Source organism: Streptomyces sp. NPDC048644 (assembly GCF_043199105.1).
Lineage (GTDB): Bacteria > Actinomycetota > Actinomycetes > Streptomycetales > Streptomycetaceae > Streptomyces.
Genome location: NZ_JBICVO010000019.1, coordinates 100973 through 115166, shown reverse-complemented (window position 1 = coordinate 115166; position 14194 = coordinate 100973). Strand labels below are relative to the sequence as shown.

12 protein-coding genes are annotated in these 14194 nt (G+C 73.0%); 5 read left to right on the top strand and 7 right to left on the bottom strand.

From position 1 onward, the window contains the following. Positions 1-20: 20 nt before the first annotated feature. Positions 21-1568 (bottom strand): AMP-binding protein, encoded by a 1548-nt coding sequence (locus ACGFNI_RS31600; RefSeq protein WP_393688518.1) that lies wholly within the window; start codon positions 1566-1568, stop codon positions 21-23. 354 nt (positions 1569-1922) lie between these two features. On the opposite strand from ACGFNI_RS31600, the gene ACGFNI_RS31595 reads away from it, so the two are divergent. Both ACGFNI_RS31595 and ACGFNI_RS31590 read left to right on the top strand, forming a co-directional pair. Further along, complete coding sequence (locus tag ACGFNI_RS31595; RefSeq protein ID WP_393688516.1) at positions 1923-4013, top strand: SpoIIE family protein phosphatase; 2091 nt, start codon at positions 1923-1925, stop codon at positions 4011-4013. Between the two features lie 98 nt (positions 4014-4111). Then, positions 4112-5197 (top strand): hypothetical protein, encoded by a 1086-nt coding sequence (locus ACGFNI_RS31590; protein ID WP_393688514.1) that lies wholly within the window; start codon positions 4112-4114, stop codon positions 5195-5197. Positions 5198-5222: 25 nt separating this feature from the next. Here the strand turns inward: ACGFNI_RS31590 and ACGFNI_RS31585 are convergent, their stop codons facing one another. The 5 genes from ACGFNI_RS31585 to ACGFNI_RS31565 form a co-directional block, all read right to left on the bottom strand. After that, positions 5223-5810 carry a MarR family winged helix-turn-helix transcriptional regulator gene (locus ACGFNI_RS31585; RefSeq protein ID WP_393688512.1) on the bottom strand — a complete coding sequence of 196 codons (588 nt, stop codon included), beginning with the start codon at positions 5808-5810 and terminating at the stop codon, positions 5223-5225. Positions 5811-5905: 95 nt separating this feature from the next. After that, a complete protein-coding gene (locus ACGFNI_RS31580; protein ID WP_393688510.1) occupies positions 5906-6775 on the bottom strand; it encodes a carbohydrate ABC transporter permease in 870 nt (289 codons plus the stop codon). Then, positions 6772-7707: a carbohydrate ABC transporter permease gene (locus tag ACGFNI_RS31575; RefSeq protein WP_393688508.1), complete on the bottom strand. Its 936-nt coding sequence runs from the start codon at positions 7705-7707 to the stop codon at positions 6772-6774. Before ACGFNI_RS31575 ends, ACGFNI_RS31580 begins: the two co-directional genes overlap by 4 nt. Beyond that, entirely contained in the window at positions 7688-9064 is a 1377-nt protein-coding gene (locus ACGFNI_RS31570) for an ABC transporter substrate-binding protein (protein ID WP_393688506.1), read from the bottom strand. Before ACGFNI_RS31570 ends, ACGFNI_RS31575 begins: the two co-directional genes overlap by 20 nt. A 159-nt stretch (positions 9065-9223) precedes the next feature. Further along, entirely contained in the window at positions 9224-9985 is a 762-nt protein-coding gene (locus tag ACGFNI_RS31565) for a DeoR/GlpR family DNA-binding transcription regulator (RefSeq protein ID WP_393688504.1), read from the bottom strand. 446 nt (positions 9986-10431) lie between these two features. On the opposite strand from ACGFNI_RS31565, the gene ACGFNI_RS31560 reads away from it, so the two are divergent. Both ACGFNI_RS31560 and ACGFNI_RS31555 read left to right on the top strand, forming a co-directional pair. Beyond that, entirely contained in the window at positions 10432-10860 is a 429-nt protein-coding gene (locus tag ACGFNI_RS31560; protein ID WP_393688502.1) for an STAS domain-containing protein, read from the top strand. A gap of 128 nt (positions 10861-10988) precedes the next feature. Next, the gene (locus tag ACGFNI_RS31555; RefSeq protein ID WP_393688501.1) at positions 10989-11753 is read left to right on the top strand and encodes a FadR/GntR family transcriptional regulator; all 765 of its coding nucleotides are present in this window, start codon (positions 10989-10991) and stop codon (positions 11751-11753) included. Here the strand turns inward: ACGFNI_RS31555 and ACGFNI_RS31550 are convergent. After that, entirely contained in the window at positions 11719-12648 is a 930-nt protein-coding gene (locus ACGFNI_RS31550) for a LysR family transcriptional regulator (RefSeq protein WP_393688499.1), read from the bottom strand. The genes ACGFNI_RS31555 and ACGFNI_RS31550 overlap by 35 nt on opposite strands. A gap of 315 nt (positions 12649-12963) precedes the next feature. Here ACGFNI_RS31550 and ACGFNI_RS31545 point away from each other — a divergent pair, with 315 nt between their 5' ends. Continuing rightward, positions 12964-14166, top strand: a complete 1203-nt coding sequence (locus tag ACGFNI_RS31545) for an NAD(P)/FAD-dependent oxidoreductase (protein WP_393688497.1) — start codon at positions 12964-12966, stop codon at positions 14164-14166. Positions 14167-14194 lie beyond the last annotated feature (28 nt).

The window sequence follows — 14194 nt, the reverse complement described above, 5'->3', positions numbered from 1 at the left end:
CAGCGGAAGTTGACGCCCCGTCAACGACGGGCCGCCTCCTGCTCGGCCTCGGCCTGCACCCGCAGCAGCTTCTTGTCCGGCTTGCCCGCGTCGGTCAGCGGCAGCGCGTCGGTGAAGGTGAGGTGGGCCGGCTCGTACATGGCACCGCGCTCGGCGCGCACCATGTCGCGCAGCTGCTGCGCGTCGACCTCGCTGCCGGGTGCGGGGATCACGACGGCGTGCACCTGCTCCATCCGGTCCGCGTCCCGGACGCCGAAGACAGCGCTCTGCCGGACCTGCGGGTGCGTGTTGAGCAGGTCCTCCAGCTCGGTGGTGTACACGTGGCCGCCGACCACGACGATCATGTCCTTGATGCGGTCGACGATCGTCAAGTAGCCGTCGGTGTCGAGGAATCCGATGTCGCCGGTGTGCACCCAGCCGTCCCGCAGGACCTCGGCGGTCAGCTCGGGCTGCTTCCAGTAGCCCTTCATGATCATGTCGGAGCGTACGCAGACCTCGCCGTGCTCGCCGGGCGGCAGGTCGCGGCCCTGTTCGTCGCGGATGGCGACCTCGACGTCGGGCAGCACCTTGCCCGCGGAGCGCAGCCGGTCGGGCCGCTCCGGGTCGTGGTCGTCGGGCAGCAGGATGCTGATGCCGCCCGCCTCGTTCTGGCCGTAGCCCTGCATCAGGACCGGGCCGAAGGCGCGGATCGCGTCGGCGATGCGGGTGGGGGACGCCTGGCAGCCGCCGTAGGTCAGCCGGCGCAGGCTGCTGGTGTCGGTGTGCTGCGCGTCCGGGTGGTCCATCAGCTGGTAGAGCAGCGGCGGCAGCATGAACAGGTCGGTGATCCGCTCGCGTTCGATGGCGGCGAGGGCGGCGGCCGGGTCGAAGTCGTCGAGCAGCACGACGGTGCCGCCGGCGTTCAGAGTGGAGTCGGCCATGATGCCGGCGGCGTGCGCGAGGGTCGTGCAGACCAGCTGACGGGGCGGCTCGGCGTCCCCGGGGATGACCCGGTGGAGCCAGCGGGCCTGGGAGAAGGTGCTGCAGATGCCCTTGGGGTGGCCGGTGGTGCCGCCGGTGTGGCGGATGGTGCAGACGTCCTCGGGCCGTGCGTCGCCCGCGAACGGCTCGGCGCTCTGCCCGGCGGCCAGCTCCAGCAGGTCGGTGCCGGTCTTCGCGGGGCCGAGCGCGAGGATGGCTGGGACCGGCGCCAACTCCGTGACCTCGATGGCCCGTTCGGTGTAACGGGGGTCGACGATCAGAGCCTGGGTCTCGACGTCGCGCACGATGGCGGCCTGGGACTCGGCGGAGAGCTTGTTGTAGAGGTGGTTGACCCGGCAGCCGATGAGGTTGGCCGCGTAGCGCGCGGCGATGGTTTCCGGCGCGTTACCGCTCAGCAGGGTGACCGTCCGGCCGCGGCCCACGCCCTGGGCCCGCAGCGCCCGTGCCATCCGGTAGACGAGATCGCGCAGCTCACCTGCGGTGACCCGGCGGCCTTGGTGGACCAGTGTCTGACGCCCGGGGTCGACGCCGAGTGCGTCGAGGTTCTCTTCCACGTAGGTGCGGAAGGGCTGGGCAGCTGCTGGCATGGCGGGATTCCTCCTGAGACCGGGTGGCCCTGGCCGGGCGGTCCGGTGGGCGGTATACAGGTATTTAGTTGCTGGAGGCAACTAACCTCACGTTAATGGTCACGGATCAACAACTCCAATCCGATGGACGGGATCCGGACGTTGTGCGGCAGCCGCCGAACGGGCCCCGGACGGACCGGGTCGGCAGGGGCGCGAGGTCCGTCGAAGGGTCGCTCGACGGCGCCCGGCGCCGGGCATGGCCGAGTCGCGCCGCGGGAGGGATGATGGTGCGCAACGGCAGCACGGCAGGAAGGAACCGGTGTGCAGGAGCGCCACGGCTGCCGGTGGCCGGGCGCCGGCGGAAGGAGTGCCTGGATGGGTGCGACCGACGCGTTCCCCGACGACGTGGACCCCGTCGGGGCGGGCCCGTCCGGCCCCGGCGGCCTGCTGGACGCGCTGGGCGTGGCCGCCGTGATGCTGGACGCGAACGGCCGGATCGCCCTGTGGAGCCCGCAGGCGGAGGAGCTGTTCGGTTGGAGCGCGAAGGAGGCGCTCGGCGTGCCGGCCGCCAAACTCCTGGTGCCGCCGGACCGCCACGACCTCGTCCTTGACCTGTTCGCCCAGGTCATGGCCAGCGGCGAGACCTGGGCCGGAGTCTTTCCTGTGCGGCACAAGGACGGCGACACCCGGCTCGTCGAATTCCGCAACATGCGGCTCACGGACGAACAGGGCCACTCCTACGCACTCGGCCTCGCCACCGACCGGAGCGTGCTGCGCCGCGTCGAGCAGGATCTGGCGCTTTCCGTACGGCTGGTGGCGCAGTCGCCGATCGGCCTCGCGGTCCTGGACACCGACCTGCGCTACGTCATGGTCAACCCGGCTCTGGAGCGGATCAACGGCATGCCCGCGTCCGCGCACGTCGGCCGTGACGCGCACGAGGCGCTCGGCTTCCTGGACACCGCCACCATCACGGCCAGCATGCGCAAGGTGCTCGCCACCGGCACGCCGCGGCTCAACCAGTTCCTCGTCGGATACCCGCCCGACGACCCCGGCAACGAGCACGCCTGGTCGGTGTCCCACTACCGGCTCGAGGACCCGGGCGGCAGGGTGCTCGGCCTGGCGACGTCGGTCGTGGACGTCACCGAGCAGCACCGGGCCGCATCCGAAGCGGCGCGGGCCCGCCGCCGGCTCGCCGTCATCGCCGACGCGTCGGCCACCGTCGGCACCACCCTCGACGTCGACCAGACCGCCCACGAACTGGCCGACGTCATCGTGCCCGAGCTGGCCGACCTCGCCGCGGTCGACGTGCTCGACGCCGTCCTGGACGGCAGGCGCCAGGCCACGCTCGGCCCCGGCGACGCCGCCCGCTTCCGCGCGCTCGCGGTGGCCGCCGCCTTCCCGACCGACGCCGCGCAGGCCGCCGACCCGGCGGGGCAGATCGCCTCCTACGACGCCGACCGCGTCATCACCCGCTGTGTGACCACCGGCAGGCCCGTCCTGATAGCGCGGGTACGGGACGAGGACCTGGAGCGGATCGCCGTCGACAGCCAGGGGGCCGCCCTCCTGGCGCGGGCCGGGCTCCGCTCCTACCTGGCGGTGCCGCTGACCGCACGCGGTGAGGTGCTGGGTGCCCTCTCGCTCTACCGCGTCCGCAACGAGCTGCCGTTCGACGAGGACGACGTGGTGCTCGCCGTCGAACTGTCCGCCCGCGCCGCCGTCGCCATCGACAACGCCCGCTCGTACCAGAGCGAACGCCGCACCGCGCTCACCCTCCAGCGGCACCTGATGAGCCATGCACCGCCGCAGCCGACCGGCATGGAGATCGCCCACCGCTACCAGCCGGCCCGCGCCGCGGGTGAGATCGGCGGCGACTGGTTCGACGCCATCCCGGTGGCCGGCGACAAGACGGCCCTGGTCGTCGGCGACGTCATGGGCAGCGGCATCAACGCCGCCGCCACCATGGGGCAGTTGCGCACCACCACCCGCGCGCTGGCCGACCTCGACCTCGAACCCGCCCAGCTCCTGCGGCATCTGGACCACATCGCCGCCGGGCTCGACCCGGCCTTCGCGACCTGCGTGTACGCCGTCTACGACCCCCGCCGCCAGGAGTGCCGCATCGCGAGCGCGGGACACCTGCCGCCCGTCGTCGTCCGGCCTGGCCGCCGCCCCGAACTGCTCGACCTGCCGACCGGCGCCCCGCTCGGCGTCGGCGGCGTCCCGTTCGAGCAGACCGTCGTCGCCCTGCGCCCCGCCGACCAGTTGGTGCTCTACACCGACGGGCTGGTGGAAACCCGCGACGAATCGATCGACACCCGCCTGGAAACCCTCGTCGACCTGCTGGCCGTCCCGCGCGACGACCTGGAGGAGCAGTGCGACCGCCTGCTGGGCGCCCTGCGGCAGCCGCACGGCCACGACGACGTCGCCCTGCTCATCGCCCGCGCCACGGGGGCCGACGCCGTCCGGTAGCCCGCCGCCCTCCGGTGTGCGATGTGCCTCCCCGCCGCGGGGTTTCGGCCCGCGCCCACCTGGAGATGCGCAGGTGCACGGCAGCGTACGGAGGCGACATGGCTGAGGACGAGACGGACGGCACACCCGCGATACCCGACGAGGAATCCCCGGCCGGTATACCGGTCCCGCGTGCGGCGGGCGGCGCGCGGCGGCCCGCCCGCCGCACCCTGCTCGCCGCCACCGCGGCGGCCGGCGTCGGGCTGCTCGCCGCCTGCGGCGACACCGGGAGCCGCGCCGACCCGGCCCCCGGAGCGGAGCCGTCGCGCGGCACGGGCCGGGCGTCGCCCGCCCCGTCGGGCACCGGTCCGGCGTCGGGAAAGTCCGCGCATCCGGGGAGGAAACACCCTGAACTCCCGCGCGGCGGACGGGAATTGTTCCCACGCCACCGGCTGGTGGGCTTCTGCGGTCTGCCCGGCGCCGCGGCGCTCGGCAGGCTCGGGACCGGGGATCCGGACGAGCGGGCCGACGAGATCGAGAAGCGGGCCCGTGCGTACGCAGGGGACCGCGAGGTGCTGCCGGTACTCGAACTCCTCGCGGTGGTCGCGACCGCGGCGCCGGGTCCTGACGGCCGGTACCGCTCGCGGACGCCGGACGCGACGATCCGCCGCTTCCACCGGATCGCGGCCGGCCACCGGGCACTGCTGCTGCTCAACATCCAGCCGGGTCGCGCCCGCGTGCTCGACGAGGTCAAGGCGCTGCGCCCCTGGCTGCTCCGCCCCGACGTGGGGCTCGCGCTCGACCCGGAGTGGGAGATGGGGCCAAGGGAGGTGCCGGGCGACCGTTTCGGCCGTACCAGCGGGCGTGAACTGACCGGCGTGGCCGACTACTTGTCCCGCCTGGTCGCCGCGCACGATCTGCCCGAGAAGCCGCTGGTCTTCCACCAGGTGGCCGCGTCCGTCCTGCGCCAGGAGTCCGCGCTGCGGCGCAGGCCGGGAGTCGCCCTGATCAAGAGCGCGGACGGGATCGGCTCCCCCGACCTGAAGCGGGCCACCTGGCGGCGGCTCGTCGGCAGCCTTCCCGCCGGCGTCCACACCGGCTTCAAGCTCTTCTACGAGGAGGACGCGGAAGGCAGCAGCCGCCTGATGACCCCCGACGAGGTGCTGGCCCTGAGGCCGCGGCCGGAGTACGTGATGTACGAGTGAGCGGGCGGTGGCGGGCCGGCCGCGGTCACCGTGGCGCAGTGCCGTCGGCGCCACCGTGCGCCGTCCCGGGGCCGCCGGGGGAGCGGTCCGCGTCGACCGGCGCCGCGTCGGGCCGGCCCAGCGGGTAGGGGCCGGACGCCGCGCCGGGTGCGGGGGGTTCGTCGCCCGCCGCGGTGAAGGCGTCCAGTGCGTCGACGAGCGCGGTGCGCTGCTCCGGAGCCAGCCGGCCGACGATGCGGGCGATCTCGCGGCGGCGGCGTGCGGTGACCTCTTCGACGATGCGCCGGCCCTGGCCGGTCAGCCCCAGCCGGGTCTCGCGGCGGTCACCCGGGTTGACCCGCCGCTCGGCGAAACCGGCGGTGATCAGCCGGTCGGCCATGCGCATCGCGGTGGACGGATTGACCCCCAGCCAGTCGGCGACCTCGACGAGCTTGGCCGTGCCGTGGCTGGACAGCGCGACCAGCAGCCGGAACTGCGGCAGCGTCACCCGGCCTTCCACCGCGGCCAGCGAACGGGCGGAGACCGCCACCAGGACGCGGGACGCGGTCAGCACCGCGCGGGTCACGGCGTCGACGTCATCGGGCTGCCCGGAGGGGGGTGCGGCTGCGTCCATGCCCCTGTTCTATCCCGGGGTGGCCCGCCCCGCCGGGCCGGGGGCGGCGGGGCGGGCCGCAGCCCGGCCGCCGCCTCCCGGCCCGGGGCGGCCCGCTACTTCACCGCACCCAGGGACAGGCCCTGGACGAGCTTGTCCTGGGCGGCGAATCCGGCGATCAGCACCGGGAGCGAGATGACGGTGGCGGCGGCGCAGACCTTGGCGAGGAACAGGCCCTGGCTGGTGACGAATCCGGTCAGGAACACCGGCGACGTCCCCGCGACGATGCCCGTCAGGACGCGGGCGAACAGCAGCTCGTTCCAGCTGAAGATGAACGAGATCAGTGCGGTGGCGGCGATGCCGGGCATGGCGACCGGCGCGACGATGCGCAGCAGAGTGGTGCCGAGACCTGCACCGTCGATGGACGCCGCCTCCAGCATCTCGACGGGCACCTCGGCGAGGAAGGACCGCATCATCCACACCGCGATCGGGAGGTTCATCGAGGTGTAGAGGATGACCAGCAGCCAGATGCTGTCCAGCATCCCGGTGTTCTGCGCGACCAGGTAGATGGGCAGCAGTCCCGCCACCAGCGGCAGCATCTTGGTGGAGAGGAAGAAGAACATCACGTCGCTCCACTTGCGCACCGGCCGGATCGACAGGGCGTAGGCCGCCGGCACCGCGAGGAGCAGGACGAGCAGGGTGGAAACGACCGAGGCGGTCAGCGAGTTGATCAGCGGCGGCCAGGGGCTGATGCCGGTGCCCGCGCCGAAGAACTCGCGGTAGCCGTGCAGGGTGAGCGGGGCGGCGATGCTCGGCGGGTTGGTCGCCGCGTCCTGCTCGCTGTGCAGGGACGTGAGCACCATCCAGGCGACGGGCAGGAAGAAGGCGATGCCGCACAGCCAGGCGACCAGGCCCAGCAGGCTGCCACGGCGGCGCCGCCTACGCAGCGCGGGGGAAGCGGAACGGGTCGGGGACGCACTGCTCATCGGGTGACCTCCTCGCGCAGCAGGGACGACACCGCGCGCAGCGCGAACGTCGCCACCAGCAGCGAACACAGCACGACGACGACGCCCTGTGCGGACGCCCGTCCGTAGTCATGGGCCTGGTAGAAGGTCTGGTAGATGGTGTAAGGGAGATTGGCCGTTCCCAGGCCGCCCGAGGTGATGGTGAAGACCGCGTCGAAGTTCTGCACGACGTACACCGTGCCCAGCAGGGCGGCGAGTTCGAGATAGCGGCGCAGGTGGGGCAGCGTCAGATAGCGGAAGACGTCGAAGGTCGTGGCCCCGTCCATCCGGGCCGCCTCGACGGCGTCGGTCGGCCGGCTCTGCAGCCCGGCCAGCAGGATCAGCATCATGAACGGCGTCCACTGCCAGATCAGCGACACCTCAACGGCGGCCAGCGGCGAATCGGTCATCCAGTCGGGCTGCGGCGGGTTGTCGCTGCCGAACAGGCCCCATATCCAGGACAGGCAGCCGTTGATGAACCCGTACGACGCGTTGTACAGCGCGTGCTTCCACAGCAGGGCGGAGGCGACAGGCACCACCAGGAACGGCGTGATGAGCAGGGTGCGGACGATGCCGCGACCGCGGAAGCCGCGGTCGAGCAGCAGCGCGAGCCCCAGGCCGAGCAGCAGGCTCACCAGCACCACGGTCACGGTCAGCAGCACGGTCGTGCCGACCGACGCGCGCATCGCCGGGTCCGTGAACACCGCCGCGTAGTTGTCGAAGGCGGCGAAGCCGCGGTTGTCGGGGGCCAGCGCGTTCCAGCGGGTGAACGAGATCACCACGGTGGCCACGAACGGCAGTTGGGTCACGATGATCAGGAAGACCAGCGCGGGCAGCAGGGGCGCACGGCGCGCCCAGTCCTTCGCGCGCTGCGCCCGCAGGCCGCGGGCGGTCTCAGCGGTCGGTGTAGGCACGTGCCACCTCCTCGGCGAGGCGCTGGCTGTTCTTCAGCGCCGCGGGCACGCTCTGCTTGCCCGCGATGGCCGAACTGACCTCCTGGGAAACCTTGGTGCCCAGATCGGAGAACTCGGGTATGCCCACGAACTGGATGCCGGGCGCGGGCCGTGGCTGCACTCCGGGATCGTCGGGACGGGCCGACCTGATCGCCTGCTCCGTCGCCGGCGCGAAGGCACCCGAATCCTTGCGGTACGCGGGGTCGCGGTAGAGGGAGGCGCGCTTGCCGCCCGGCGCCCGTGACCAGCCCAACTCCTGGGCCACCAGCCGCTCGTACTTCTTGCTCGACGCCCAGGAAATGAACTTCCAGGCGGCGTCCTGGTGCGTGCTCGCCTTCTGGATGCCCCACGCCCAGGTGTAGAGCCAGCCCGCGCTGCGGGTCCGCTCGACCGGGGCAGGGGCGTAGCCGACCTTGCCCGCCACCTTGGAATCGGCGCTCTCCAGCGAGCCCGCGCCGGCCGTCGCGTCGTACCACATGGCGACCTTGCCCTGCTGCATGTCGTTGAGGCACTCGGTGTAGCCGGCCTGCGGTGCGCCGGCCTCGCCGTGCTTGCGGACCAGGTCGACGTAGAAGCGGGTGGCCTCGGTGAACTGCGGGCTGTCGAGCTTCGCCTTCCAGTCCTTGGTGAACCAGGTGCCGCCGAAGGTGTTGACGACGGTGCTCAGCGGCGCGGCCAGCTGCCCCCAACCGGGCTGTCCGCGCAGGCAGATGCCCTTGAGCCCCTTCCGGGATCCGTCCAGCTTCGCGGCCAGTGCGGCGACCTGCCGCCAGGTCGGGTGGGCGGGCATGGTCAGCCCCGCGGCCTTGACGAGGTCCTTGCGGTACATCAGGAACGAGGACTCGCCGTAGAACGGCTCCGCGTAGATCTTGCCGTCCGCCGCGGTGAGCGCATCGCGGACCGGCTCCAGGATGTCCTTCTGGTCGAACTCCCGGTCCTTGGCCGCCCGTTCGCCCAGCGGGGTCAGCCAGCCGTTGCGGGCGTAGATCGGCGTCTCGTAGTTGCTCAGGCTCGCCACGTCGTACTGTCCGGCCTGGCTGGAGAAGTCCTGGCTCATCTTGTCGCGCAGATCGTCCTCGGGCAGCACGGTGAAGTTCACCTTGATGCCGGTCTCCTTGGTGAAGTGGGCGGCCGTCAGCCGCTGCAGATCCACCATCTGCGGGTTGTTCACCATCAGGACGTTGATGGTGTGCGCGCCGTCGTTGCCGACGTCACCCGCGCCGCGATAGCAGCCGGCGGTGGCCAGCGACAGGGTCAGGGTGACCGCGGTCAGCGCGGTGGCGCGGCCTCGGCTGCTGCCAGGGGATCGTGCTCTCACACTCGTACCTTTCTGGGGACATCCGGTGGCCCGGCGGCCGGTGCACGCCGGCGCGCGAGCCTGCGGCGGGCGCGGGGGACCGGCCGGCGGCCGTGCGGGCCGCCGACGCCGGTGGTGTGCGATGCGGTACGGGCCGGCGCTCCGGGCGGCCCGTACCGGTCAGACCCGGAGCACCTGCGGCCCCAGGAGGGAGTAGCGGTGGGCCTCGGGCCCGGAGAGACCGGCGTCGGTGACGATCGAGTCGACGTCACCGATACCGGCGAACCGGCAGAAACTGCTCGCGCCGAACTTGCTGTGCACGCCGACCAGCACCCGCCGCCGCGACGAGCGGACGGCCTGTTCCTTCACGTCGGCGACGGCCGGGTCCGGGGTGGTCAGGCCGTGCTCACGGGAGATGCCGTTCGCGCCCAGGAACGCCAGGTCGATGACGAACCGGGCGAGCATGTCCCGTGCCCACGAACCCACCGTGGCCTGCGTCCCGGACCGCACCCGCCCGCCGGCCAGCAGGACGGTGGTGGAGTCGGAAGCCGACACCAGGGACGCGGTGCGCAGCGACGGCGTGATCACGGTCAGCGGCCGGTCGGCGGGCAGCAGCGCGGCGACCAGCTCCGGCGTGTAGCCCTCGTCCACGAACACCGTCTCGGCCTCGCCGACCAGCTGCGCCGCAGCCGCGGCGATCCGGCGCTTCTCCGCGACCTGCTGGGTCTCGCGCCGGGCCAGGGTGGTCTCGAATCCGGCGCTCTCGACCGGATACGCGGCGCCGTGGGTGCGCCGGATCAGGCCCCGGCGCTCCAGTGCGCTCAGGTCGCGCCGCACGGTTTCCCGGGCGACCCGGAACTCCTCCGCTGCGTCCGCGACGTCGACCCGGCCGGTCTGCCGGGCGAGCACGAGGATCCGGTGCTGACGTTCCTCGGCCCTCATGGTGTTCTCCTGTGCATAGCGTCGATCCGTTCGGTCACGGGCCTGCCCGTTTCTGCCCGCCCGAGGTTTATAGCAACCGTTCCCCCACCGTCGGCTGCCCGTGACCGCAGGAAAGATGCCTGTTTCTGCCCGCTGCGTGGCGCCTCGGACAGGACCGGTCGCACCGGGCGTGCCCGTACGGGCCCCCTGGGTGGCCCGCGGGCGTCCCGGTGTGTGCGATTCGGCCGGTGTCCGGTGGCCGAAAGAACACTTGTTGACCGTTTCGGACCGGCCGGGGCGCTTCGGGATCACTCGCGAGAAGGGTTCGGTACGTCCCGAGAACGGCTCTGACCGGCAGCGGGCCGCCGCCGGGGCACCGCGGCGGGGCGTCCGGGCCGGGAACCGCCCCGTGTACGCCGGTGGCCGCAGCGGTGAGGGTGGGCGCCAGGGCGCTTAGGCTGGGCGGTATGAGTGCGGAAATGCGGTCGTTGGCGGTCACTGCGATCGCGCAGGGGGACGAGTGTGCGGTCCTGCGGGTGACAGGGGAGCTCGACCTCCGCACCGAGCAGACTTTTCTCGCCGAGGCCAGGTCCGTCGTCTCGGCCGGTCATCGCTTCCTGGTGCTCGACCTGACCGCCCTGCGCTTCTGCGACTCCCGCGGCCTGAGCTGCCTGCTCGCCCTGGAATGGCTGTGCCGGAAGCTGGAGGGCCGGCTGTTCCTGGCCTCGCTCGGCGTACGGATGCTGCGGCTGCTGGTCGGCACCCAGTCCCTGAACGTCTTCTCCTGCTACCCCACCGTCGGCCACGCCCTGGCGGCGGTGCCCGACGGCAGCCGCCCGGCCTGGCCGCCGCCGATGGACGAGCCGGCGCCGACGGCAAGCGACGAGTCGGCCTGAGCCCGCCGGGACCGGCCGCGCGGGGCCCCGCACCGCCCGGCGGCGGACACCGGACGCACCCCGGCGATTGCTACGCTGCGGCCACGACCGGACACGGTGAGAGGGGGCGCGAGGTGCCGGGTGCCGAGGTGGTGCGACCACGTCGCGGACGGCCGTCCCTCCGCAAGGAGGTCGCCGACGAAATCAAGCGCCACATGCTCGACAACCGGATGCGTCCCGGCGACCCGCTGCCGACCGAGGCCGAACTGTGCGCGACGCTGCGGGCCAGCCGCTCCAGCGTCCGCGAGGCGGTCAAGTCGCTGGCCGCACTGGACATCGTCGAGGTCAGGCACGGGCACGGCACCTACGTCGGCAGCCTGGGCCTGTCGGCGCTGGCCGAGAGCATGACCTTCCGCGGACTGCTCAGCCCCGGCGACGCCTTCCGCGGCTACGCCGACCTCGTCGACGTCAGGGAACTCTTCGAGCGTGGCAACGCCGAACGCATCGTCGGCGCGCTCACCCCAGGACACCTGGACAGACTGGACGGCCTGGTGGCGGAGATGGAGCGGCACCGCGCGGGCGGCGACGCGTTCCTGGCCGCCGACCGCGCCTTCCACGCCCTGCTCGTCGAACCGCTCGGCAACGACCTCATCAGCCAGCTGTCCCAGGCGTTCTGGGACAGCTACGCCGGCGTCGGCCCCCACCTCGGTCTGATCACCATCGAGGACGGGCGGCACACCGTCGACGTGCACCGCCACCTCACCGACGCCGCCAGGGCCCGCGACGCCGCCGCCTTCGCCACCGCCGTGACCGACCACTACACACCGGTACGCCGACGGCTGGCGAAGGCCCGCACCGCGGCCGGGAACGGCGCGTCCGCTACGGTGCCGTGCCGTCGCGCAGCGCGCCGATGAGCGCCGCCACCGACGGCCGCCGGCGTGACGCGGCACCGACGGCGACCACGAGCTGCCGCTCCACCCGGTCCTGCAGCGGCACCGAAGCGATGCCCTGCGACCGCAGCCGCAGCATCAGCTCCGTCAGCGGCGCGACCCCGAGACCCGCCGCGACCATCGCCAGCGACGTCGCCGTATCGGTGACCTCGTGCACCACGTGCGGCTCGAACCCGGCGCGGCGGCAGACCACCCGCATCGCCCGCCCGTAGTACGAGCCGGCCGTCGGCAGGATCCAGTCGAGACCGGCCGCGTCGGCCAGCCGCAGCGGGGCGTACGGCGGCCTGGCCTCCCGCGGCACCCGCTCGCCCGGCGGCGCGGCCTGGGCGGGCACGGCCAGCGAGAACCGCTCGGAGCGCAGCCGCACCACCTCCACGTCGCCGTCCCTGGCGAGCGGCGCGTCCGGATAGTCGAGGCCAAGCGCCAGGTCCACCCGCCCGGCGCACACCTCGGCGTACGCCTGGTCCACGTCCACCTCGCGGCTCACCACGCGGACCCCCGGATGCCGGGCCCGCAGCCGGTCCAGGGCGGGCGGCAGCAGGGCGGCGGCTGCGGTGCCGAAGACCCCGAGCCGCAGCCGCGCCACGACCTCGGCGCGGCCGTGCTCCAGGGCCGCCACCGCCTCCGCCTGCGCGGCCAGGATCCGCTCCGCGTGCCGCGCGAGGGTGTGCCCGGCGTCGGTCAGCTCCACCCTGCGGCCCGTCCGCCGCACCAGCTCCGCGCCGGTGGCCCGCTCCAGCGCGGCGATCTGCTGCGAGACGGCGCCCGGCGTGTAGCCGAGCGCCGCGGCAGCCGCGGTCATCGTGCCGCTGCGGGTCAGCTCCAGGAGCGTTCTGAGCTGAACTCCCGGAAATTCCATGGCAAGAGGGTAGAGCGCGCCCCGCAGCCGCGCCGCCCGCGGAAGCCGGGAGGAGGCGTACGACGGCGTGCCCGTCCGCCGGAAGCGTCCTGGCGCGCCCCTCCCGCAGCGTTCCTGATAGATCACCTTGAGCAACTGTGCATGGACGCAGAGCAGTCCGGTGCCGCACCATCGGAAGGAACCCACCACGTGCCGGCTGCCCGCCCGTCCCACCAGGGACGGGCACCCGCACCGCGGGCCACCGCCGGACGGCACCACCCCAGGAGCGGAGCGACCCCGGGAGAGAACCACCACACGACGGGAAGGCGGCCCCCGATGGCTTCCACCGCTGCGCGTGTCCCTGTCCCCGAAGAAGCCGACGTCGTGATCATCGGCGGCGGCGTGATCGGCGCGAGCATCGCATTCCACCTGGCTGAGGCGTCCGCCGGCCGAATCCTCCTGCTGGAGCGCGACCGCCCGGCCTCCGGCTCGTCGGGCAAACCGCTCGGCGGCGTCCGCGCACAGTTCTCCGACCCGCTGAACATCAGGCTCGGCCTGCGCAGCCTGGACGCCTGGCGGGACTTCGGCCGCCGCCCGGGAGCCGACCTCGGCCTGGAGAACGTCGGCTACCTCTTCCTCCTCGGCGACGCGGCCGAACTCGCCACCTTCGAGGCGGGAGTCGGCATCCAGAACGCGCTCGGCGTCCCCAGCCGCATCATCACCCCGCGCGAGGCGCACGCACTGTGCCCCTACACCGACCCCGACACCCTGGTCGCCGCCGCGTACTCGCCGTCCGACGGCTACGCCCGCCCCAAATCCGCGGTGGCCGGCTACCTCAGGGCCGCCCGCCGCCTCGGCGCGACGGTCCGCACCCGGTGCCAGGTCACCGGCATCGACACCGCCCCCGGGCCCCCGGGCAGCGGGCTCCAGGCCGTGCACACGCCGTACGGCACGGTGCGCACCCCCACCGTCATCTGCTGTGCGGGCGCCTGGTCAGCGGCCGTCGGGAAAATGGCAGGCGCCGAACTGCCCGTCACCCCGCTCCGCCGCCAGATCGCCTTCACAGGACCGCTGCGGCCCGCGCCGCCCAGGATCCCCTTCACCCTCGACTTCGGCTCCACCCTCTACTTCCACAACGACGGCGCAGGCGGCCTGCTCATGGGCCTCTCAGACCCCGCCCAACAGGCCGGATTCGGGCGGCGGTTCAGCCGCGAGTGGCTGGGCCCGTTCCGCGCAGCCGCCGCCCGCAGGGCACCCGGAATCGCCCGCTTCCCCGTCACCCGCGGCTGGGCCGGGCTGTACGAGATGACGCCTGACCGCAACGCGCTGATCGGCGAGGCGGAGCGCACGGCGGCACATAGGGGGCGTTTCCTGTATGCGACCGGCTTCTCCGGGCACGGATTCCTCCAGGCGCCTGCCGTCGGCGAGATCGTCCGCGACCTCTACCTCGGCCGGCCGCCGTTCCTCGACGTCACCCCGCTGTCCGCCGCCCGCTTCGACGGCCGCACCACCGCCAGGCCCGAAGCCCACATCATCTGAAACACCGGGCCCACCTCACCGTGAGTCC

Coding starts and splice junctions, on each gene's coding strand:
- ACGFNI_RS31600 (WP_393688518.1), bottom strand. CDS start 1,568: ATGCCAGCAGCTGCCCAGCCCTTCCGCACCTACGTGGAAGAGAACCTC.
- ACGFNI_RS31595 (WP_393688516.1), top strand. CDS start 1,923: ATGGGTGCGACCGACGCGTTCCCCGACGACGTGGACCCCGTCGGGGCG.
- ACGFNI_RS31590 (WP_393688514.1), top strand. CDS start 4,112: ATGGCTGAGGACGAGACGGACGGCACACCCGCGATACCCGACGAGGAA.
- ACGFNI_RS31585 (WP_393688512.1), bottom strand. CDS start 5,810: ATGGACGCAGCCGCACCCCCCTCCGGGCAGCCCGATGACGTCGACGCC.
- ACGFNI_RS31580 (WP_393688510.1), bottom strand. CDS start 6,775: ATGAGCAGTGCGTCCCCGACCCGTTCCGCTTCCCCCGCGCTGCGTAGG.
- ACGFNI_RS31565 (WP_393688504.1), bottom strand. CDS start 9,985: ATGAGGGCCGAGGAACGTCAGCACCGGATCCTCGTGCTCGCCCGGCAG.
- ACGFNI_RS31560 (WP_393688502.1), top strand. CDS start 10,432: ATGAGTGCGGAAATGCGGTCGTTGGCGGTCACTGCGATCGCGCAGGGG.
- ACGFNI_RS31550 (WP_393688499.1), bottom strand. CDS start 12,648: ATGGAATTTCCGGGAGTTCAGCTCAGAACGCTCCTGGAGCTGACCCGC.
- ACGFNI_RS31545 (WP_393688497.1), top strand. CDS start 12,964: ATGGCTTCCACCGCTGCGCGTGTCCCTGTCCCCGAAGAAGCCGACGTC.